A 20,330-nucleotide genomic window follows, 5' to 3' on the forward strand; every position below is an offset into this window, starting at 1 on the left:
CGCTTCAAGATCAGGACCCCGTACCGCCCGTTCGGGCGAATTACGGGACCGGTCTGTGACCCCACACCCCGCCCATGACCTGCGTCAGCGGCGGGGTGAGGCGTTGAAGGCCCCCCGAGCTCTTTGGCCGGTGCCCCACGACAGGGCTACTGTCGGCCGCGTTTCCCCATCGTCGGGCCGCCGCCCGGCGCCGGGGGATTTTCCTGTCCGCCAGTGGAAGGAGCGCGGCTTCTCGTGGGGTCCCATCGCCGCCTTGCACCGTCCGGGTTCGACCAGGGCGCCTGCGTGGCGCGTCTCGCCGTCGGCGTGGTGTCGGCCGCCGCGGCCGCTTTCACCGCCGTACCGGCGCAGGCCGCGCCGTTCGACGACACCCGCGCCGAGGTGGACCGCCTCTACGCGGAGGCCGAGAAGGCCACCGAGGCCTACAACCAGGCCGACGAGCGCGCCGACGCGCTGCACGGGCAGGTGCGCCGGGCACAGGACCGGATCGCCCGGCAGCAGCAGAGCATCAACTCCATGCGGGAGGCGCTGGGTTCGCTGGCCGGCGCCCAGTACCGCCACGGCGGCATCGACCCCACCCTCGCCCTGCTGTTCTCCGACAACCCGGAGGACTACCTCGACAAGGCCGCCGTCCTGGACCGGATCACCCTGCACCAGGCCGGGCAGCTGAGGGACCTGCAGGAGGCCATGCGCACGCTCACCCAGGAGCGGGCGCAGGCCGCCGAGAGGCTCGGCGAACTGGAGAAGAGCCGCCAGGCCGTCGCCGCCCACAAGCGCACCGTCGAGAAGAAGCTCGCCGAGGCCCGCGCACTCCTCAACGCCCTCCCCAACGACGAACGCGCCGCCTATGACCGGGCCTCCCGCTCCGGCCGCTTCGACCTGCCCGAGCTCGGGGGTGCCGTCCCCGCCTCCGGCCGCGCCGCCGCCGCGGTCGCCGCCGCCCGCGCCGCGCTCGGCAAGCCCTATGTGTGGGGCGCGGCCGGTCCCGGCGGCTTCGACTGCTCCGGCCTGATGCAGTGGTCGTACGCCCAGGCCGGGATCGCGATCCCCCGCACCTCGCAGGCGCAGCGCGTGGCAGGCCGCCAGGTCCCGCTCTCCGAGGCCCGGCCCGGCGACCTGATCACCTACCGGGACGACGCCAGCCATGTCGCCATGTACATGGGCAACGGCCAGGTCATCCACGCCCCCTACCCGGGCGCGCCGGTGCGCTACGACCCGGTCGGCATGATGCCGGTCGCGGGGGTCACCAGGGTCTGACCGGGCGGCGCGGGCCCCGTACGATCGGGAAGGTGGCAGGTCGAAGGCGGGCGTCGGTTTCCTCGGTCGTGGCGCTCTGCCTGCTGCTCGTCTCCCTGGTCGGCTGCGGGGGCGGGCCCACCACCGACACCGCACGGGCCGAGGTGCAGCGGCTGCTCGACCGGCGGGCGGCCGCGGTCCTCGACCACGACGAGAGCGGGTATCGGCGGACCGGGACGGCGACCGGTTTCGCCCAGGTGCGTGGGCTGCCGCTGGCGGACTGGTCGTACCGGCTGACGGATCTGCACCGCACCGGCGACCGGGCCACGGCCGACGCCGAACTGCGGTACCGAATAGCGGGTTTCGACAAGGCGCCCGTGACGGCCGGGCGCACCCTGGGCCTGACCCGGGACGCGGACGGCGACTGGTCCGTCACCTCCGACCGGCCCGCGCGGAACTCCGCCGAGCAGCTGTGGGACCGGGGCGCGGTGACCGTCGTCCGGGGCGAGCACAGCCTGGTGCTCGGGGTCGGGCAGTCCCGCAAGACGCTGGGTCTGTACGCGGATCTGGGGGACCGGGCCGTGCCCGCCGTGTCGCAGGCGTGGGGCACGGACTGGAGCAGGCACGTCGTCGTGCTCGTACCGCAGTCGCTGGAGGCGATGGCCGGACTGCTCGGCTCGCCCGCCACCTCCTACCGGGGGATCGCCGCGGTGACCACCGGCGAGACGGGGACGGCGCGGGCGCCCGCCGACCGGATCATCGTCAACCCCGAGGCGTACGGCGTCCTGGGCTCCGTCGGCAAGCAGGTGGTCCTCACCCACGAGACCACCCATGTCGCCACCCGCGCCCACACCGACTCCGGCACCCCCATGTGGCTCTCGGAGGGCTACGCCGACTGGGTCGGCTACCGCGACAGCGGGCGCACCCCGGCCGAGGCCGCGCCGGAGCTGGCGCGGTCGGTGGCCGCCGGGGAGGTGCCGACCGCGCTGCCGGACAACGGCGACTTCGGCTTCACCGGCGACTCGAACGCGCTGGCCCAGGCCTACGAGGGCGGCTGGATGGCCTGCCGGCTGATCGAGAACCGGTGGGGCGAGCGGCGACTCGGCGAGTTCTACCGGGCGGTGGGGGCGACCGGGCTGGAGGCCGCCCTGACGGACGTCCTGGGGACCTCGGTGGAGGAGTTCACGGGGTGGTGGCGGGAGTATCTGCGGGCTCAGTTCGGCTGAGGCGGGTGGGGTGGCGGGGCCCGGTTCGATTGAGGCGGGTCCGGCCGAGCGGGACTCCCACCCCCCATTCGGCTGCGCATGGCTCGCGCGTTCTGCCGGACCTCGGTGTTGTGGACGTGCATGCGCACCGACGTCCAGCGCTCGGGCGGCGTCGGGCGCTCAGCCGTGAATGGACAAGGCATGCACATATCTGAACCCGGAGTCGGCCGTCGGAGTTGTGCCGCGCTCATCGCCGCGATCGTGACCTGCTCGACGGCACTGACCGGACCGGGCCTCGCCACGGCCGACGGTACGCCGAAACCTTCGGCGCCCGCCCTGAAGCTGGACTGGAGCCCCTGCGTTACGGGCAGCCAGTTCGACTGCGCGACCGCGAAGGTGCCGCTGGACCACCGCGACCCCGGCGGGCGCAGCATCGACCTGGCGGTCGTCAAGCGGAAGGCGACCGGCCCCGGACGACGGATCGGCACCCTGTTCTTCAACCCCGGCGGACCCGGCGGGCCGGGAACGGTCCAGATGCCCCAGAACTACGAGCTCTTCCCGCGCGAGGTGCGGGAGCGGTTCGACATCGTCAGCTGGGATCCCCGCGGAGTCGGCAGCAGCACCGCGGTGAACTGCTTCGCGGGTTCCCAGCAAGCCGCCGCCTGGGACGCGAGCAAAGCGGCGGGCTTCCCGGTGGGCGAACAGGAGCGGACGGCCTTCATCGCCGCGTACAAGGATCTGGCCCGGCAGTGCCGGCAGCGTGACCCGGAACTCCTGCGCCATGTGTCGACCGCCGACACCGCCCGCGACCTCGACCTGCTCCGCCAGGCCGTGGGCGACGCCCAGCTCAGCTACCTCGGGATCTCCTACGGGACCTTCCTGGGCGCCACCTACGCCAACCTCTTCCCGGGCAAGGTCCGCGCCATGGTCCTCGACAGCAACTGGGACCCGGAGGCCTGGACGAACCAGGCCTCCGACGCCGCCCCTCGGCTCACGACCTTCCAGCGCTTGGGCTCGGACCGCAGCGCGGCGTCGGTCCTGGACCAGTTCCTCACCCTGTGCGGGTCCGCCACCACAGCCCGCTGCGCCTTCTCCGCCGGCGACCCGAAGGCGACCCGGGACAAGTTCGACCAGCTGATGCGGCGGCTGAGCGAGCATCCCGTGGGCGAGTGGACCTACGGAGGGACGGTCGCCGACGTGGTGAACAGCCTCTTCACCACTGAGGGGTGGACGGACCTCGCCGGCAGGCTGCAGGACCTGTGGCAGGGCCGCGTCGCGAAGCCGTCCCCGCTCCCGTCCGCGCCGGCGGTCCCGAACCCGAATCCGTACGTGGGCGAAGAACAGGCCGCGGCGGTGCTCTGCGGCGACAGCCCGAATCCGCGTGACCCCGGCACCTACCACGCCCTGGAGCAGGCGAGCGCCACCCGCGCGGGCGACGCCGGACGCTTCTGGACCTGGGCCACCGCAGGGTGTGCCTCCTGGTCTGCCGCAGCGGCAAACCCCTATCGCGGCCCGTGGAACAAGCCGACGGCGCATCCGATCCTGGTGGTCGGCACCCTCCACGACCCCTCCACTCCCTACCAGGGCGCGCAGGCCATGGCCAAGAAGCTGGCCGACGCCCGCCTGCTCACCCACAACGGGTACGGGCACACCGCTCTGATCAACCCGAGCGGCTGCATTCAGGCACACGAGAGCCGCTACCTCATCGAGGGCACCCTCCCGCCGGTGGGGACAACGTGTCGGCAAAACACGCAGCCCTTCTCCGCCCCCGATCCGCAAGGCGCTGTCGACGCGGGCGAGGGCGGGATGGCCGGCATCCTTCTGAGCCGGCCCCAGTAAGGGCGCTTCCGTCGGCGTCGGGAACCGGTCAGGAATCGAGAAGCGCCGGCGGCCGGGGCGCGCCTAGCGTGATGGTCATGGACATCCGCATTCACGCGAGCTTCCTGCCGCACGACGACCCGGACGCCTCCCTGGCCTTCTACCGGGACACCCTCGGCTTCGAGGTCCGCGACGACGTCGGACATGACGGGATGCGGTGGATCACGGTCGGCCCCGTCGGACAGCCCGGCACGTCCGTCGTGCTGCAGCCGCCGGTCACCGACCCCGGCGTCACCGAGGACGAGCGCCGTACCATCGTCGAGATGATGGCCAAGGGCACCTATGCCGGCATCCTCCTGGCCAGCCGCGATCTCGACGGCGTCTTCGCGCGGCTGCGGGCCGGTGACGCCGAGATCGTCCAGGCGCCGACCGAGCAGCCGTACGGCGTCCGGGACTGCGCCGTGCGCGATCCCGCGGGGAACATGGTCCGGATCCAGGAGCTGCGCTGAGCGCTGACCTGGGCAGACGGCCGTATCGACGAAGGACGGTCACGCAAGCCGTTCGAAGCTGGTTGGATCGAGCCAGGCGACGCCGCGGAGGCCGAGAGGCGGCCCCGCCCCGACGGAGGAGACATGAGCATGCCCACCAGCACGAACACGCAGTCGCCTGCGCCGCACGCTGCCGACAGCCACGACATGATCCGCGTGCACGGGGCGCGCGAGAACAACCTCAAGGACGTCAGCATCGAGATCCCCAAGCGCAGGCTGACGGTGTTCACCGGCGTGTCCGGCTCGGGCAAGAGCTCACTGGTGTTCGACACCATCGCCGCCGAGTCGCAGCGGCTGATCAATGAGACGTACAGCGCCTTCGTGCAGGGCTTCATGCCGACGCTGGCGCGGCCCGAGGTCGACGTGCTCGACGGGCTGACGACCGTGATCAGCGTCGACCAGCAGCGGATGGGCGCCGACCCCCGCTCCACCGTCGGCACCGCCACCGACGCCAACGCGATGCTGCGCATCCTCTTCAGCCGGCTCGGCGAGCCGCACATCGGCCCGCCCAGCGCATACTCCTTCAACACCGCCTCGGTCCGGGCGAGCGGCGCGATCACCGTCGAGCGCGGCAACAAGACCAAGGCGGAGAAGGCGACCTTCAACCGCACCGGCGGCATGTGCACGCGCTGCGAGGGACGGGGCACGGTCTCCGACATCGACCTCACGCAGCTCTACGACGACTCCAAGTCGATCGCCGAGGGCGCGTTCACCATCCCCGGCTGGAAGTCGGACAGCCAGTGGACCGTGGGGCTCTACGCCCAGTCGGGCTTCCTCGACCCGAACAAGCCGATCCGCGAGTTCACCAAGAAGGAGATGCACGCCTTCCTTTACGGCGAGCCGACCAAGGTGAAGGTCAACGGCATCAACCTCACCTACGAGGGGCTGGTCCCCAAGATCCAGAAGTCGTTCCTGTCCAAGGACAAGGAGGCGATGCAGCCGCACATCCGGGCGTTCGTGGAGCGGGCCGTCACCTTCACCACCTGCCCCGAGTGCGACGGCACCCGGCTCAGCGAGGAGGCCAGGTCGTCGAAGATCAAGGACATCAGCATCGCCGACGCCTGCGCGATGGAGATCCGCGACCTGGCCGAATGGGTCCGCGCGCTCCAGGAGCCCTCGGTGGCACCGCTGCTCACCGCGCTGCAGCAGACCCTCGACTCGTTCGTGGAGATCGGCCTCGGCTACCTGGCGCTGGACCGGCCCGCGGGCACGCTGTCGGGCGGTGAGGCGCAGCGCGTCAAGATGATCCGCCACCTCGGCTCCGCGCTCACCGACATCACGTACGTCTTCGACGAGCCCACCATCGGCCTGCACCCCCATGACATCCAGCGGATGAACGACCTGCTGCTGCGGCTGCGGGACAAGGGCAACACGGTCCTCGTCGTGGAGCACAAGCCGGAGGCCATCGCGATCGCCGACCACGTCGTCGACCTCGGCCCCGGCGCCGGTACGGCGGGCGGCACCGTCTGCTTCGAGGGCACCGTCGAGGAGCTGCGGGCGAGCGGCACCGTCACCGGCCGCCATCTCGACGACCGGGCGGCGCTGAAGGAGAGCGTGCGGACGCCGAAGGGCACGCTGGAGATCCGCGGCGCGACGGCGAACAACCTGCGCGGCGTCGACGTCGACATTCCGCTCGGGGTGCTGTGCGTGGTCACCGGCGTCGCCGGGTCCGGCAAGAGCTCGCTGATCCACGGTTCCGTCCCCGCCTCGGCGGGCGTGGTGTCGGTCGACCAGACGCCCATCCGCGGCTCCCGGCGCAGCAACCCGGCGACGTACACCGGACTGCTCGACCCGATCCGCAAGGCGTTCGCCAAGGCCAACGGGGTCAAGCCGGCGCTGTTCAGCGCCAACTCCGAGGGCGCCTGCCCCACCTGCAACGGCGCCGGTGTCATCTACACCGACCTGGCGATGATGGCCGGGGTGGCCACCACGTGCGAGGACTGCGAGGGGAAGCGGTTCCAGGCGCAGGTGCTGGAGTACCGGCTCGGCGGGCGCGACATCAGCGAGGTGCTCGCGATGCCGGTGACCGAGGCCGAGGAGTTCTTCCGTGCCGGGGAGGCGGCCACGCCGGCCGCGCACAAGATCCTGGACCGGCTCGCCGACGTCGGGCTGGGCTACCTCACCCTCGGCCAGCCGCTCACCACGCTGTCCGGCGGCGAGCGGCAGCGGCTCAAGCTGGCCACGCACATGGCCGACAAGGGCGGCGTGTACGTCCTCGACGAGCCGACCACGGGCCTGCACCTCGCCGACGTCGAACAGCTGCTCGGCCTGCTCGACCGGCTCGTGGAGTCCGGCAAGTCGGTCATCGTCATCGAGCACCACCAGGCGGTCATGGCGCACGCCGACTGGATCATCGACCTCGGCCCCGGCGCCGGCCACGACGGCGGCAAGATCGTCTTCGAGGGCACACCGGCCGACCTCGTCGCCGCCCGCTCCACCCTCACCGGTGAGCACCTCGCGGCGTACGTCGGCGGCTGACCGGGGAGCTGTGGGAGACTCGTCGGGTGAAACGGCAGGACCTCGACGACCTCGTCCGGCTGCGGCGGGCCCGCGACCGGATGGACCGCGACTACGCCGAGCCGCTCGACGTCCCGGCGCTGGCGCGACAGGCCCTGATGTCGCCGGGTCACTTCTCCCGCAGCTTCCGCGCCGCCTACGGCGAGACGCCGTACAGCTACTTGATGACCCGCCGCATCGAGCGCGCCAAGGCGCTGCTGCGGCGGGGCGATCTCACGGTGACCGAGGTCTGCTTCGCGGTCGGCTGTACGTCGCTGGGGTCGTTCAGCTCGCGCTTCACCGAACTCGTCGGCGAGAGCCCGAGCGCCTACCGGGCCCGCAGCCACGACCAGGGTGCCGCGATCCCGGCCTGCATCGCCAAGATCTACACGCGACCGGTCAGGAACGGAGAAGCGCGGCCCGCGGATCGCCCGTAGCGTGAGCGCCATGGACATCAAGCTCTCCACCTGCTTCATCGCCGTCGACGACCACGACAAGGCGATCGCCTTCTACCGCGACGTGCTCGGCCTCGAAGTGCGCAACGACGTCGGGTTCGAGGGAATGCGCTGGGTGACCGTCGGGTCGCCCGAGCAGCCGGACGTGAACATCGTCCTGGAGCCGCCCGCCGCCGATCCGAGCACCTCGGCGGCCGACAAACAGGCGCTGGCGGAGCTGATGGCGAAGGGCCTGCTGCGCGGCGTCCTGTTCGCGACGGAGGACTGCGACGCCACCTTCGAGCGGATCAGCGCCTCGGGCGCCGAGGTGCTGCAGGAGCCGATGGACCAGCCCTACGGCGTCCGTGACTGCGCGTTCCGCGACCCCGCCGGGAACCTGCTCCGCTTCACCCAGCCTCTCGGGAAGCCCGGGAAGTGAGCCGGCGGGCCCCGTTCAGGGGCCCGCCCTTCGGGACCGCGTCCGTGCGGCCCGCCGGTTCCCGCCGGCCGGTGCGGGGGACCGACGTGCGCCACAGCTCGCGGGCCGCGACGACGGTGGCCAGCACCAGCAGGCCGTTGCGGACGAACAGGAGGGTGACGCCGAGCGGGTCGCTGGCGACGACGTGCGAGAACCACAGGGGGAACTCCAGCATCGTCACGAAGGACGCGAGCAGGACCAGGGCGGCCGGTACGCGCATGCCGGTGCGGCGGAAGCAGAGGCAGACCGCGGCGAGCCCGACCAGCCACACCATGTACTGCGGGCTGATCACCCGGCTCGTGGTCGTGAACATCAGCACCGCCACGAAAGCGGCGTCCGTGAGCGTGTGCGGCACCAACCGCGTCGCCATCAGCCGCCACAGCAGCAGCCAGCCGAAGGCGATCCCGGTCAGCGCCAGGGCGGCGGTGCTCACCACGTCCACGTACGGGCCGAGGAACTCCACCGAGCCGTAGTTGAGCAGCACCTGCCCGTCCCAGCCGAAGTGCCGCGCCACATGGAACACCAGCGCGCCCAGCGACTCCACCTCGGTGCCCCGCTCCCGCTGGAAGGTCAGGAACGCGAAGGCCCCCGGCATGGCCAGCGCGAACAGCGCCACCAGCACCCCCGCCGTCACCGCCGCCGCGGCCCACGCCCGGCGCCGCACGGCACCGATCAGCAGCAGCACCGGCCACACCTTCAGCACCGCCCCGAAGCCCGCCAGCGCCCCCATCAGCCGGGGACGGCGGGCGCCCGCGAGCAGCGCGGCCACCGCGACGGCCGTGACCATCACGTCGTAGCGCGCGTACACCGTCGGCCCGAGCAGCGGTACGCCCACCACCCACACCCAGGCGCCCCGCACCGTCCGGCCGGGGCGCAGGCCCGCGTTCAGCAGCAGGGCGAGGACCGCCAGGTCGGCCAGGAAGGCCAGGACGAAGAACGCCTGCGCGTAGTCGAGGAAGAACAGCAGCGCCGGGGAGAGGATCGCGAGGGCGGCCGCGGGCGGGTACTGCCAGGTGACGTCGTCCAGTGGGAACGTCCCGGTGCGCAGCACCTCGTACCAGCCCTGGTAGATCACAAAGACGTCGTTGGTGACGTCCGGGCCGGGGAAGACGTACACCTTGAACACGGACAGGAGCAGCAGCAATCTGGTCAGACCCCAGAGCGCGAGAAGTCCGGTCAGGGATCGCGTTCCGTCCGTCCTGTCCACCCGCGTGAGTTTACGTTGGGTAGGGTCGGCGCTGATGCGCAAGACCCTCATCGTCACGAACGACTTCCCGCCCCGCCCCGGCGGCATCCAGGCGTTTCTGCACAACATGGCGCTCCGGCTGGATCCCGACCGGCTCGTCGTCTACGCCTCGACCTGGAAACGGAGCCGCGAGGGCGTCGAGGCCACCGCCGCCTTCGACGCCGAGCAGCCCTTCACCGTCGTACGCGACCGGACGACCATGCTGCTGCCGACGCCCGCCGCGACCCGGCAGGCCGTCGCGCTGCTGCGCGCGCACGGGTGCACGTCGGTGTGGTTCGGGGCGGCGGCCCCGCTCGGGCTGATGGCGCCGGCGCTGCGCCGGGCGGGCGCCGAGCGGCTGGTGGCCACCACCCACGGGCACGAGGCCGGATGGGCCCAACTGCCCGCCGCACGGCAGCTGTTGCGCCGGATCGGCGACTCCACCGACACCCTCACCCACCTCGGCGAGTACACCCGCTCGCGGATCGCGCAGGCGCTGACGCCGGACGCGGCCGCGCGGATGGTGCAACTGCCGCCCGGCGTCGACGAGAAGACCTTCCACCCCGGCTCCGGCGGCGACCGGGTGCGGGCCCGGCTCGGGCTCACCGACCGGCCCGTCGTCGTGTGCGTCTCCCGGCTCGTGCCGCGCAAGGGGCAGGACACGCTGATCCTCGCCATGCCGCGGATCCTGGCCAAGGAACCGGACGCGGTGCTGCTGATCGTCGGGGGCGGGCCGTACGAGGGTGAGCTGCGCAAGCTGGCGCGGGAGACCCGGGTCGAGGACTCCGTGGTCTTCACCGGGTCCGTGCCCTGGTCGGATCTGCCCGCCCACTACGGCGCCGGTGACGTCTTCGCCATGCCGTGCCGTACCCGGCGCGGCGGGCTCGACGTGGAGGGGCTCGGCATCGTGTACCTGGAGGCGTCCGCGACCGGGCTGCCGGTCGTCGCCGGGGACTCCGGGGGCGCGCCCGACGCCGTGCTCGACGGGGAGACCGGGTGGGTCGTGCGCGGCGGGTCCGTGGAGGACGCCGCCGACCGGATCGTCACGCTCCTCGGGGACGCCGAGCTGCGTCGCCGGATGGGGGAGCGGGGGCGCAGCTGGGTCGAGGAGAAGTGGCGGTGGGACCTGCTGGCGGAGCGGCTCAAGGCGCTGTTGTGAAGGCGCTGTTGTGAAGGCGCTGCTGTAAAGGGCTGTTGCAGACGCACTGTGGCGCGGGTCCCCGGTGAGGTGGGGCTCGCGCCATGACGGTGCGTCAAACCGCTTGCTACTTCTGGTAGATCGCCTCGATCTCGGCCGCGAAGTCCTTCGCCACCACGTTCCGCTTCAGCTTCAGCGACGGCGTGAGGTGCCCCGAGTCCTCGCTGAACTGCGAGTCCAGGATGCGGAACTTGCGGACCGACTCCGCCTTGGACACCGCCGCGTTGCCGTCGTCGACGGCCGACTGGATCGCCGCCAGCAGGTCGGGGTCGTCGCGCAGGGACGCGGCCGTGGAGTCGGCCGGTTTGCCGTGCTCGGTGGCCCAACGGCCCAGGAACTCCTCGTCGATGGTGATCAGCGCGCCCACGAACGGCCGTCCGTCGCCGACCACCATGCACTCCGCGACCAGCGCGTGCGCCCGGATCCGGTCCTCGATCACGGCGGGCGCCACGTTCTTGCCGCCCGCCGTGACGATGATCTCCTTCTTGCGGCCGGTGATCCGCAGATACCCGTCCTCGTCGAGGGTGCCGATGTCGCCGGTGTGGAACCAGCCGTCGGCGAGGGCCTCCTCGGTCGCGCCCGGGTTGTTCCAGTACCCCTTGAACAGGTGCTCGCCGTGCAGCAGCACCTCACCGTCGTCCGCGATCCGCACGACCGAGCCCGGCAGCGGCTGGCCGACCGTGCCGATCTTCTGCCGGTCCCAGGGGTTGAAGGCGGTGGCGGCACAGGACTCGGTCAGGCCGTAGCCCTCCAGAACCGTGAAGCCGATGCCGCGGAAGAAGTGGCCGAGCCGCTCGCCGAGCGGGGCGCCGCCGGAGATGGCGTACTCGCCGCGGCCGCCGAGCACCGCGTGCAGCTTGCTGTAGACCAGCTTGGCGAAGACCTTGTGCTTGATCTTCAGGCCCAGCGAGGGGCCCGAGGGGGTGTCCAGGGCCTTGCTGTACGCGATGGCCGTGTCGGCGGCCTTGTCGAAGATCTTGCCCTTGCCGTCCGCCTGGGCCTTGGCGCGGGCCGAGTTGTAGACCTTCTCGAAGACGCGCGGCACACCGAGGATCAACGTCGGCCGGAACGTGGCCAGTTCGTCGGTGAGGTTCTTGATGTCCGGGACACAGCCCAGCTTGATCGGTGCCACCATCGGGGCGATCTGCACCATGCGGCCGAACACGTGCGCCAGCGGCAGGAAGAGCAGCACGCTGCACTCGCCGGTGCGGAACAGCGGGCGCAGGCGCTCGACGACGTTGCCGCACTCCGCGAAGAAGCTGCGGTGGGTGAGCACGCAGCCCTTGGGGCGGCCGGTGGTGCCGGAGGTGTAGACGATCGTCGCGGGGTCGTCGGCCTTCGCCAGCGAGCTGCGCTCCTCGACCGCCGCGTCGCTGACGTCCTTGCCCAGCCGGCCCAGTTCGTCGATGCCGCCGCCCTCGATCTGGAAGACGTGCTTCAGCTCGGGCAGCCGGTCGCGCACCGACTCGACGGCGGCCGCGAGGCTGTCCGTCTCCACGATGCAGGCGGTCGCGCCCGAGTCGCTGAGGATCCACTGCACCTGCTCCGGCGAGCTGGTCTCGTAGACGGGTACGGTGACCGCGCCCGCGCTCCAGATCGCGAAGTCGAGCAGCGTCCACTCGTAGCGGGTACGGGAGATCAGCCCGACCCGGTCGCCCGGCCGCACGCCGGCGGCGATGAGGCCCTTGGCCGCGGCCCGGACCTCGTCGAGGAAGGCGGCGGCCGTCACGTCCTGCCAGGCGGCGCCGACCTTGCGGGCGATCACGGCGACCTCGGGATGCTGCGCGGCGTTTCTGCGGACGATGTCCGTCAGGTTGCCGTCCGAGGGGACCTCGTACAAAGCCGGAAGGCTGAACTCGCGCAAGACTGCTGCTCCTCATAGGGCGCCGGCGCCACGACGTTGTGTGCTGCGACGGTCCGGTCCAAGGCTCGGGCAGGGTGCTCAGGCGCCGGCAGGAGCCAACGGTCCCACTGGTTGAAAACCCGAGCACGACTGGACTGCCCGGACGTTACCCGCCGGTATGGCGTCTACGACAGGGGGGACCGGCGAGATGTTCGCTGCGTCACACAGTTGGTGCTTCGTTGATGTTCCTGTTGGTGTTCCTGTGCGCAGAGTAGTCGACGGATTTCCCGACTGGCGAGTAACCGCAGGTCCGGCCGCCACTGTTCACGTCAGTCGCACACGCTTACCCTTGATCGCCATGGCATCCACACCAGCCGGTAACCGCAGGACGCGGATCCATGTGATCAGTGACGTGCACGGCAACACGCGGGACCTGGCACGCGCCGGGGACGGGGCGGACGCGCTCGTCTGCCTCGGGGACCTCGTCCTCTTCCTCGACTACGCCGACCACTCGCGCGGCATCTTCCCCGACCTCTTCGGCGTCGAGAACGCCGACCGCATCGTCGCCCTGCGCACCGCCCGCCGCTTCGAGGAGGCGCGTGAGCTGGGCGCGATGCTGTGGGCCGGGGTCGGCGAGGACCGGGCGGCGGTGATCGAGCGGGCGGTGCGCAAGCAGTACGCCGAACTGTTCGCCGCGTTCCCGACACCGACGTACGCCACGTACGGCAATGTCGACATGCCGCCTCTGTGGCCGGAGTACGCCGGGCCGGGCACGACGGTGCTGGACGGCGAGCGGGTCGAGATCGGGGGCTGGGTGTTCGGCTTCGTGGGCGGCGGCCTGCGCACCCCCATGCGCACGCCGTACGAGATCAGCGACGAGGAGTACGCGGCGAAGATCGAGGCGGTGGGTGAGGTCGACGTGCTGTGCACGCACATCCCGCCGGAGGTGCCGGAGCTGGTGTACGACACGGTGGCGCGGCGCTTCGAGCGGGGGAGCCGGGCGCTGCTCGACGCGATCCGCCGCACGCGGCCCCGTTACTCCCTCTTCGGCCATGTCCACCAGCCGCTCGTCAGCCGGATGCGGATCGGGGGGACCGAGTGTGTGAACGTGGGGCACTTCGCGGGGACGGGGCGGCCGTGGGCGCTGGAGTGGTGAGATCCGCAACTGGTGTGCGGCCGGTACGCGCAGGTAGGGGTGACGGCGGGTGGGGCGCCGCGCGGTAGCCTTCACGCTGCACACACGTGCGCACGACGACCTCTTGCCGGACCGCATCTGGAGGAGCCACGGCGATGGCGGAACACACCAGCTCGAGCATCGAGATCGAGGCGGCTCCGGCCGACGTCATGGCGGTGATCGCCGACTTCGCCCGCTACCCGGACTGGACCGGTGAGGTGAAGGAGGCGGAGGTCCTCAAGACCGACGGCGAGGGCCGCGCCGAGCACGTACGGCTGGTCATGGACGCCGGGGCGATCAAGGACGACCAGACGCTGGCGTACACCTGGACCGGGGAGCACGAGGTCTCCTGGACGCTGGTGAAGTCGCAGATGCTGCGGTCCCTGGACGGCTCGTACCTGCTGAAGCCGGCGGGCCCGGGCTCGACCGAGGTCACCTACCAGCTGACGGTGGACGTCAAGATCCCGATGCTCGGGATGATCAAGCGCAAGGCGGAGAAGGTGATCATCGACCGGGCGCTGGCGGGCCTGAAGAAGCGGGTGGAGTCCGGGCAGTAGCTGTCCTAGCTGTCGGGCCATCTCTTTCTCACCACGCCGTGCGGCCGTGGGCGGGCGGGCCGCCGACACCCCCGGTACGGTTCACCGTCATGCGCACCATCTTGATCACCGGGCCCGGCGGCAGCGGTCGTACCACGGTCGCCGCGGCCACCGCGCTCGCCGCCGCCCGTGCCGGCATCCGCACGCTCGTCCTCGGCACCGACCCGACCGACACGCTCGGGGCCGCGCTGGGGACGGCGACCGGACCGGCCCCCGTGGAAGCCGCGCCCGGCCTCACCGCCTGGCGTCCCGACGCCGCCGCCGGTTTCCGGGAGGACCTCGCCGGGCTGCAGGAGCGTGCGTCCACCGTGCTCGACCTGCTGGGGGCAAGCCCGCTCGACCCCGAGGAGCTCACCCCGCTCCCCGGCGCCGAGGAACTCGCCATACTCCGCGCCCTGCGTGACGCCGCCCTCGCCGAGGCACACGAGCTGCTCGTCGTCGATCTGCCGCCCACCCCGCAGGCCCTCGCCCTCCTCGCCCTCCCCGAGGAACTCCGCCGCTATCTGCGCCGCCTGCTCCCGCCCGAGCGGCAGGCGGCCCGCGCCCTGCGCCCCGTACTCGGCCGGCTGGCCGGCGTGCCCATGCCCGCGGAGTGGCTGTACGAGACCGCCGCCCGCTGGGACCTCGAACTCGCCGCCCTGGAAGCCGTCCTGGCCGACCGGGCCACGACCGTACGGCTCGTCGCCGAACCCTCCCCGGCGAGCCTCGACGCCGTCCACACCGCCACCCTCGGTCTCGCCCTGCGCGGCCTGCGCCCGGACGCGCTGATCGCCAACCGGGTGCTCCCGGAGGAGGCCGGGGTCGGCTGGCTCGCGGGGCCGCTCGCCCAGCAGCGGAAGGCCGTCGACGAGTGGGGTGCCGCCTACGACGTACACCGCGTCCCCCACCTCGGACACGACCCGCGCGGCGCCGACGACCTCACCGCCCTCGCCGTACCCGTGGCCGAGGCGGCCCCCGCCCGCGTCGAGTGGCCCGTCCAGGACCGGCTCGCCGACGACGGCGTGCTGGTCTGGCACATCCCGCTCCCCGGCGCCGTACGCGACGACCTCGACCTCGTCCGGCGCGGCGACGACATCGTGGTCACGGCCGCCCAATTCCGTCGCGTCGTCCCGCTGCCGTCCGCCTTGCGCCGCTGCACCGTCGCCGGGGCGGCCCTGCGTGAGGGTGAGCTGCGTATCCGGTTCGCGCCGGACCCTCAGCTGTGGCCGCGGACGCCGTGAAACCGCTACCCCCGTTCGGGTAACGTCGTAGGGACGACACGTAGTCAGGAGCCCGCCATGAGCGAAGAGCGCCCCTTCCCCGACGCCGCTCAGGAGCCGTCGGCCGACGAGCCGCGCCCCACGGGTGACGCCGACGCGTGGGCGACCGCGTGCGCCGAGGACCTGGAGGCGGAGAAGGCCCGCCGCCGGGCCCAGCACGGGCCGCCGCCCGGCTCGGCCGCGGAGGAGCTGCGCCGGCTCGTCGACACCGTCGCGGACAAGCTGTCCGGCCTGCAGTCGCCCTTGCTCGGCGCGGTCGCCGGCCCGGCCGCCCAGCAGATGGTGCAGCAGGTCGTGGAGCAGGCCAAGGCCGCCGTGGAACCCGTGATCGAGCGCAACCCGGACGTCTTCGACCACCTCGCCGCCGCCGGCCACGAACTCCTCGCCGCCTACCGCTCCGCGGTCCAGGCCCAGGAACGCCGCTGGACGGCCGGCACGGACACCGGCAGCGCCACGGACGAACTGAAGAACCTCGACGACCCCCGCCGCGACCCCGGCGAGGGCACCGGCCCCGGCCAGCGCATCGACTTGGACTGACCCTCTGCTCGGGTACGGTTGGCCGTAGCGGGGCTCGACCGAAACTGAGGGATTCATGGGACTCACCATCGGCGTCGACATCGGCGGCACGAAGATCGCGGCCGGCGTGGTCGACGAGGACGGCAACATCCTCTCGACCTTCAAGGTGCCGACGCCCACCACCCCCGAGGCCATCGTGGACGCCATCGCCTCGGCCGTGGACGGTGCGCGTGCGGGGCACGAGATCGTCGGCGTGGGCATCGGCGCCGCCGGATACGTCAACCGGCAGCGCTCGACGGTCTACTTCGCGCCCAACATCGACTGGCGCAACGAGCCGCTGAAGGAGAAGGTCGAGGCCCGCACCGGCCTCCCCGTGGTCGTGGAGAACGACGCCAACGCCGCCGCGTGGGGCGAGTACAAGTTCGGTGCGGGCAAGGGCCACCGCAACGTCATCTGCATCACGCTCGGCACCGGCCTCGGCGGCGGCATCATCATCGGCAACAAGCTGCGCCGCGGGCACTTCGGCGTGGCCGCCGAGTTCGGCCACATCCGGATGGTGCCGGACGGGCTGCTGTGCGGCTGCGGTTCGCAGGGCTGCTGGGAGCAGTACGCCTCCGGCCGCGCCCTGGTGCGGTACGCCAAGCAGCGCGCCAACGCCACCCCCGAGAACGCCGAGCTGCTGCTCTCGCTCGGCGACGGCACCCCCGACGGCATCGAGGGCAAGCACATCTCCATGGCCGCCCGCCAGGGCGACCCCGTCGCCGTCGACTCCTACCGCGAGCTCGCCCGCTGGGCCGGTGCGGGCCTGGCCGACCTCGCCTCGCTCTTCGACCCGTCCGCGTTCATCGTGGGCGGCGGGCTGTCCGAGGAGGGGGAGCTGGTCCTGGGGCCGATCCGCAAGTCGTACAAGCGCTGGCTGGTCGGCGGCAACTGGCGCCCGGTCGCGGATGTGATCGCCGCGCAGCTGGGCAACAAGGCCGGGCTGGTCGGCGCGGCGGACCTGGCTCGGGAGCCGGACCCGATCATGTGAGGGTTGATTTTTCGGCGTACGGGGCCTGCGACGTCCCCAGGGGCGCGGGGAACTGCGCGACAAGCCACAACGAACCGGCAGTCGCCCACACACCTCGCGCCCCGAGCCACGGGGCGTAGATTGATCCACATGGAGCTGCCCAACTCCCGTACCCACCCCGACGGTTCCGCCGTCCTCCGCGTCCTCAGCTACAACATCCGCTCGATGCGCGACGACACCGCCGCGCTCGCCCGCGTGATCAGCGCCTGCGACCCCGACCTGGTCCTGATCCAGGAGGCGCCCCGCTTCTTCCGCTGGCGCAAGAAGCTCGCCCGGCTCGCGGCCGCGTCGGGGCAGATGATCCTCTCGGGCGGCGCGACCGCGGCCGGACCGGCGCTGCTGTGCTCGCTGCGGGCCACGGTCGAGCGCACGGAGGACGTGCTGCTGCCGCTCACGCCGGGGCTGCACCGGCGTGGCTTCGCGACCGCGGTGGTCCGCTTCGGTGGCGCTCGCCTCGGGGTGCTCAGCTGTCACCTGAGCCTGCAGAAGGACGAGCGGTACGACCAGGCGGGCATGCTGCTCGACCGGCTCGCGGGACTGGGCGTCGAACACGCCATCGCGGGCGGCGACCTCAACGAACGCCCCGGCGGCCCGGCGTTCCAGCGGCTGGCCGACACCCTCCAGGACTGCCGGGCCGCCGCCCCCTGGGGCGGTGAGTACACCTCCACCCCCACCGACCCCCACCAGCGCATCGACGCCGTCTTCGCCACCGCAGGCATCGAGATCCTCGGCTGCGGGGTGCCGCACGGCCACCCCGGCATCACGGACACAGACCTGAGGGCGGCCACGGACCACCTCCCGGTCCTGGCCGCCCTCAAAGTGCCCGCGAGTTAGCCCTCAGGGCCTGACCTAGACGACCGCCCCGCGCCCCGGATCGTCGTCGTCCTCGTCGTCCGTCCGCATCCGCATCACCAGCGTCGCGAAACCGCCCAGGAAGCCGCCGATGCCGAGCGTGGTCAGCCACCAGGTCATGTCCCAGCCGATCAGCACCGCCAGCAGAAGCAGCAGCGGCCCGCCCAGCACGCCCAGCCACGCGAACTTGGCCGTGGTGTCGCCGGTGGGCAGCGGGGGCGGCTCCGGCGGTACGAAGTGGCCCTCGTCGTCGCCGTCGAAGTCGTCCTCGGACGGCTCGGTCACCGTGTAGTCCCGGGGCCCGCCGCCCACGCCCGGCGCGAAGGTCACCGAACTGCCGAGCGGCTTCGGTGTCCCCTTCTTGGGCTCCGGCTCGCACTCGCCCGCCTCGCCCCCGGCGTCGTTCGTCTCGGACTCCAGCAGCGCCAGATCCTCGACCGACTTGAACGGCTTGGCGCCCGGCGGGTCCGGCGGCTCCTCGCCGAACCCGGCGACGATCGCCGCCCAGGCGGCATCCTCGTCGAACGGCACGTGCTGCTCACCGGGCTCGCGCCGGTCCCCGGCGCGAGCCTGCCGTTCCTCCCGGTTTTCCCGCTCCTCGCGGTCCTCGCGGTCGGAGTCGTGCTCAGCCACCTGCGGCCGTCCCTTCCTTGCCGAGACTGGGTGCGAGCCGGCCGATGAACGCGAGGCTCTCCTCGAAGATCCGGTCCGCGTCGTGGTCCAACGTCGCGACGTGGTAGCTCTGTTCCAGCAGGACCTCCCGCACATCCGTGGCGGACACCCGGCTGAGGATCCGGGCCGAGTCGGCCGGCGGCACCACATGGTCCTGCGGGCTGTGCAGAAGCAGCAGCGGCTGCGTGACCTGCGGCAACTCGCCGTCGACGATCCGGAAGAAGGTCCGCAGGGAGTGCGCGGCGTGCAGCGGGACCCGGTCGTAGCCGATCTCCACCGCACCGGACTTGGCGATGTCGCTGGTGATCCCCCTCGTCGACCGCACGAGATGGCGGGCGACCGGCAGGGCGTACGCCGACAGTCCGTGCACCTTGTTCGCCGGGTTGACGACCACGACACCGCTGACCGCGTCCCCGTGCCGGGCCGCCAGCCGCAGCGCGAGGGCGCCGCCCATGGACAGGCCGAACACGAACACCTGCGCGCACCGGCGGCTGAGCGCGCGCAGCTCGCGGTCCACCTCGGCGTACCAGTCCTGCCAGCCCGTGAGCTCCATGTCCTCCCAGCGCGTGCCGTGCCCGGGCAGCAGCGGCAGCGTGACGGACAGACCGTGCTCGGCGAGATACTCCGCCCAGGGGCGCAGTGACTGGGGGGAACCGGTGAAGCCGTGGCAGAGCAGGACGCCGACTTCGCCGCCGTCGTGGCGGTACGGCTCGGCTCCAGGAAGGACCGGCACCTTCGGTCTCCTGTTCATGTGAGAGGGGCGTGAAAAGAGTCCAGGTGTGGTTCACCGTACGCGACCGCACTGACACCGACCAGGGTCGTCGGGTTCATTGACCGGCCGCCGGGTTAAGGTCTGATCTACAGACACAGGAGGCACTCGGTTGTTGTACGGCGCGATGAAGGTTTCCGTCGGGGGACCGCTGAAGCTCGTCTTCCGGCCCTGGGTGGAGGGCCTGGAGAACGTTCCCGCCGAGGGCGCCGCGATCCTGGCGAGCAACCACCTGTCCTTCTCCGACTCGTTCTTCCTGCCCGCGGTGCTCGACCGGAAGGTCACCTTCATCGCGAAGGCCGAGTACTTCACCACCCCCGGCGTCAAGGGCCGCCTGACCGCCGCCTTCTTCAAGGGTGTCGGCCAGCTCCCGGTGGACCGCTCCGGCGTCCGGGGCGCGGGCGAGGCCGCGATCAAGAGCGGCATCGAGGTCATCGAGCGCGGTGAGCTGTTCGGCATCTACCCGGAGGGCACCCGCTCGCCCGACGGCCGCCTCTACCGCGGCAAGCCCGGTGGCCTGGCGCGCGTGGCGCTCGCCACCGGCGCCCCTGTCATCCCGGTCGCGATGATCGACACGGAGAAGATCCAGCCGCCCGGCAAGGTCGTGCCGAAGCTGATGCGGCCCGGCATCCGGATCGGCAAGCCGCTGGACTTCAGCCGCTACCGGGGCATGGAGCACGACCGGTTCGTGCTCCGCGCGGTGACCGACGAGGTCATGTACGAGATCATGAAGCTCTCCGGCCAGGAGTACGTCGACATCTACGCGACCGCCGCCAAGCGCCAGATCGCGGAGGCGGCGAAGGCGGAGAAGGAAGCGGCCAAGGCGGCCAAGGCCGCGCTCGCGCAGGCCGAGAAGGAGCAGGCGCAGAAAGAAAAAGAGCAGGCGCAGAAGGACAAAGAACAGGCGCAGATAGAAAAGGAACAGCGGGCCGACCAGTAGCG

At 71.8% G+C, this 20,330-nt stretch carries 19 protein-coding genes; 15 read left to right on the top strand and 4 right to left on the bottom strand.

All coding sequences use genetic code 11. The annotated features are described in order from the left end of the window. The first annotated feature begins 234 nt into the window (after positions 1 to 234). The 7 genes from HJD23_RS31425 to HJD23_RS31455 all read left to right on the top strand — a co-directional run bounded on the left by HJD23_RS31425 (position 235) and on the right by HJD23_RS31455 (position 8,176). Complete coding sequence (locus HJD23_RS31425; protein WP_171115430.1) at positions 235 to 1,257, top strand: C40 family peptidase; 1,023 nt, start codon at positions 235 to 237, stop codon at positions 1,255 to 1,257. 32 nt (positions 1,258 to 1,289) lie between these two features. Next, positions 1,290 to 2,462, top strand: a complete 1,173-nt coding sequence (locus tag HJD23_RS31430; RefSeq protein WP_171115428.1) for a hypothetical protein — start codon at positions 1,290 to 1,292, stop codon at positions 2,460 to 2,462. 180 nt (positions 2,463 to 2,642) lie between these two features. Next, on the top strand, positions 2,643 to 4,280 hold the full coding sequence (locus HJD23_RS31435; protein ID WP_171115426.1) for an alpha/beta hydrolase: 1,638 nt from the start codon (positions 2,643 to 2,645) through the stop codon (positions 4,278 to 4,280). Between the two features lie 77 nt (positions 4,281 to 4,357). Further along, positions 4,358 to 4,768, top strand: coding sequence for a VOC family protein (locus HJD23_RS31440; RefSeq protein ID WP_171115423.1), 411 nt, complete (start codon positions 4,358 to 4,360; stop codon positions 4,766 to 4,768). Between the two features lie 123 nt (positions 4,769 to 4,891). Then, complete coding sequence (locus tag HJD23_RS31445; RefSeq protein WP_171115421.1) at positions 4,892 to 7,285, top strand: excinuclease ABC subunit UvrA; 2,394 nt, start codon at positions 4,892 to 4,894, stop codon at positions 7,283 to 7,285. Positions 7,286 to 7,365: 80 nt separating this feature from the next. Continuing rightward, positions 7,366 to 7,740, top strand: a complete 375-nt coding sequence (locus HJD23_RS31450) for a helix-turn-helix transcriptional regulator (protein ID WP_197973701.1) — start codon at positions 7,366 to 7,368, stop codon at positions 7,738 to 7,740. A gap of 10 nt (positions 7,741 to 7,750) precedes the next feature. After that, the gene (locus HJD23_RS31455; RefSeq protein WP_171115418.1) at positions 7,751 to 8,176 is read left to right on the top strand and encodes a VOC family protein; all 426 of its coding nucleotides are present in this window, start codon (positions 7,751 to 7,753) and stop codon (positions 8,174 to 8,176) included. Here the strand turns inward: HJD23_RS31455 and HJD23_RS31460 are convergent. Continuing rightward, the gene (locus HJD23_RS31460; RefSeq protein ID WP_240980863.1) at positions 8,145 to 9,422 is read right to left on the bottom strand and encodes a glycosyltransferase 87 family protein; all 1,278 of its coding nucleotides are present in this window, start codon (positions 9,420 to 9,422) and stop codon (positions 8,145 to 8,147) included. The two genes, HJD23_RS31455 and HJD23_RS31460, sit on opposite strands and share 32 nt — an antisense overlap. A gap of 34 nt (positions 9,423 to 9,456) precedes the next feature. Here HJD23_RS31460 and HJD23_RS31465 point away from each other — a divergent pair, with 34 nt between their 5' ends. After that, the gene (locus tag HJD23_RS31465) at positions 9,457 to 10,599 is read left to right on the top strand and encodes a glycosyltransferase family 4 protein (protein ID WP_171115417.1); all 1,143 of its coding nucleotides are present in this window, start codon (positions 9,457 to 9,459) and stop codon (positions 10,597 to 10,599) included. Positions 10,600 to 10,705: 106 nt separating this feature from the next. Here HJD23_RS31465 and HJD23_RS31470 read toward each other — a convergent pair whose 3' ends face one another. Continuing rightward, a complete protein-coding gene (locus tag HJD23_RS31470; RefSeq protein WP_171115416.1) occupies positions 10,706 to 12,502 on the bottom strand; it encodes an AMP-dependent synthetase/ligase in 1,797 nt (598 codons plus the stop codon). Positions 12,503 to 12,839: 337 nt separating this feature from the next. On the opposite strand from HJD23_RS31470, the gene HJD23_RS31475 reads away from it, so the two are divergent. The 6 genes from HJD23_RS31475 to HJD23_RS31500 all read left to right on the top strand — a co-directional run bounded on the left by HJD23_RS31475 (position 12,840) and on the right by HJD23_RS31500 (position 17,929). Further along, a complete protein-coding gene (locus tag HJD23_RS31475; protein WP_171115414.1) occupies positions 12,840 to 13,637 on the top strand; it encodes a metallophosphoesterase in 798 nt (265 codons plus the stop codon). Positions 13,638 to 13,771: 134 nt separating this feature from the next. Then, positions 13,772 to 14,212 carry an SRPBCC family protein gene (locus tag HJD23_RS31480; RefSeq protein ID WP_171115412.1) on the top strand — a complete coding sequence of 147 codons (441 nt, stop codon included), beginning with the start codon at positions 13,772 to 13,774 and terminating at the stop codon, positions 14,210 to 14,212. 89 nt (positions 14,213 to 14,301) lie between these two features. Next, on the top strand, positions 14,302 to 15,471 hold the full coding sequence (locus HJD23_RS31485) for an ArsA family ATPase (protein WP_171115410.1): 1,170 nt from the start codon (positions 14,302 to 14,304) through the stop codon (positions 15,469 to 15,471). A gap of 57 nt (positions 15,472 to 15,528) precedes the next feature. After that, positions 15,529 to 16,047, top strand: coding sequence for a DUF5304 domain-containing protein (locus HJD23_RS31490; RefSeq protein WP_171115400.1), 519 nt, complete (start codon positions 15,529 to 15,531; stop codon positions 16,045 to 16,047). 55 nt (positions 16,048 to 16,102) lie between these two features. After that, the gene (locus tag HJD23_RS31495; protein WP_171115398.1) at positions 16,103 to 17,056 is read left to right on the top strand and encodes an ROK family glucokinase; all 954 of its coding nucleotides are present in this window, start codon (positions 16,103 to 16,105) and stop codon (positions 17,054 to 17,056) included. 129 nt (positions 17,057 to 17,185) lie between these two features. Continuing rightward, positions 17,186 to 17,929 (top strand): endonuclease/exonuclease/phosphatase family protein, encoded by a 744-nt coding sequence (locus HJD23_RS31500; RefSeq protein WP_171115396.1) that lies wholly within the window; start codon positions 17,186 to 17,188, stop codon positions 17,927 to 17,929. 15 nt (positions 17,930 to 17,944) lie between these two features. Here the strand turns inward: HJD23_RS31500 and HJD23_RS31505 are convergent, their stop codons facing one another. Both HJD23_RS31505 and HJD23_RS31510 read right to left on the bottom strand, forming a co-directional pair. Continuing rightward, complete coding sequence (locus HJD23_RS31505; protein ID WP_171115394.1) at positions 17,945 to 18,580, bottom strand: hypothetical protein; 636 nt, start codon at positions 18,578 to 18,580, stop codon at positions 17,945 to 17,947. Further along, the gene (locus HJD23_RS31510; RefSeq protein ID WP_171115392.1) at positions 18,573 to 19,352 is read right to left on the bottom strand and encodes an alpha/beta fold hydrolase; all 780 of its coding nucleotides are present in this window, start codon (positions 19,350 to 19,352) and stop codon (positions 18,573 to 18,575) included. The genes HJD23_RS31505 and HJD23_RS31510 overlap by 8 nt, the downstream gene beginning before the upstream one ends. 163 nt (positions 19,353 to 19,515) lie before the next feature. On the opposite strand from HJD23_RS31510, the gene HJD23_RS31515 reads away from it, so the two are divergent. Beyond that, positions 19,516 to 20,328 carry a lysophospholipid acyltransferase family protein gene (locus HJD23_RS31515; RefSeq protein WP_171115390.1) on the top strand — a complete coding sequence of 271 codons (813 nt, stop codon included), beginning with the start codon at positions 19,516 to 19,518 and terminating at the stop codon, positions 20,326 to 20,328. Positions 20,329 to 20,330 lie beyond the last annotated feature (2 nt).

This window comes from Streptomyces sp. Z423-1 (assembly GCF_013009255.1).
GTDB classification, from domain to species: Bacteria; Actinomycetota; Actinomycetes; order Streptomycetales; family Streptomycetaceae; genus Streptomyces; species Streptomyces gossypiisoli.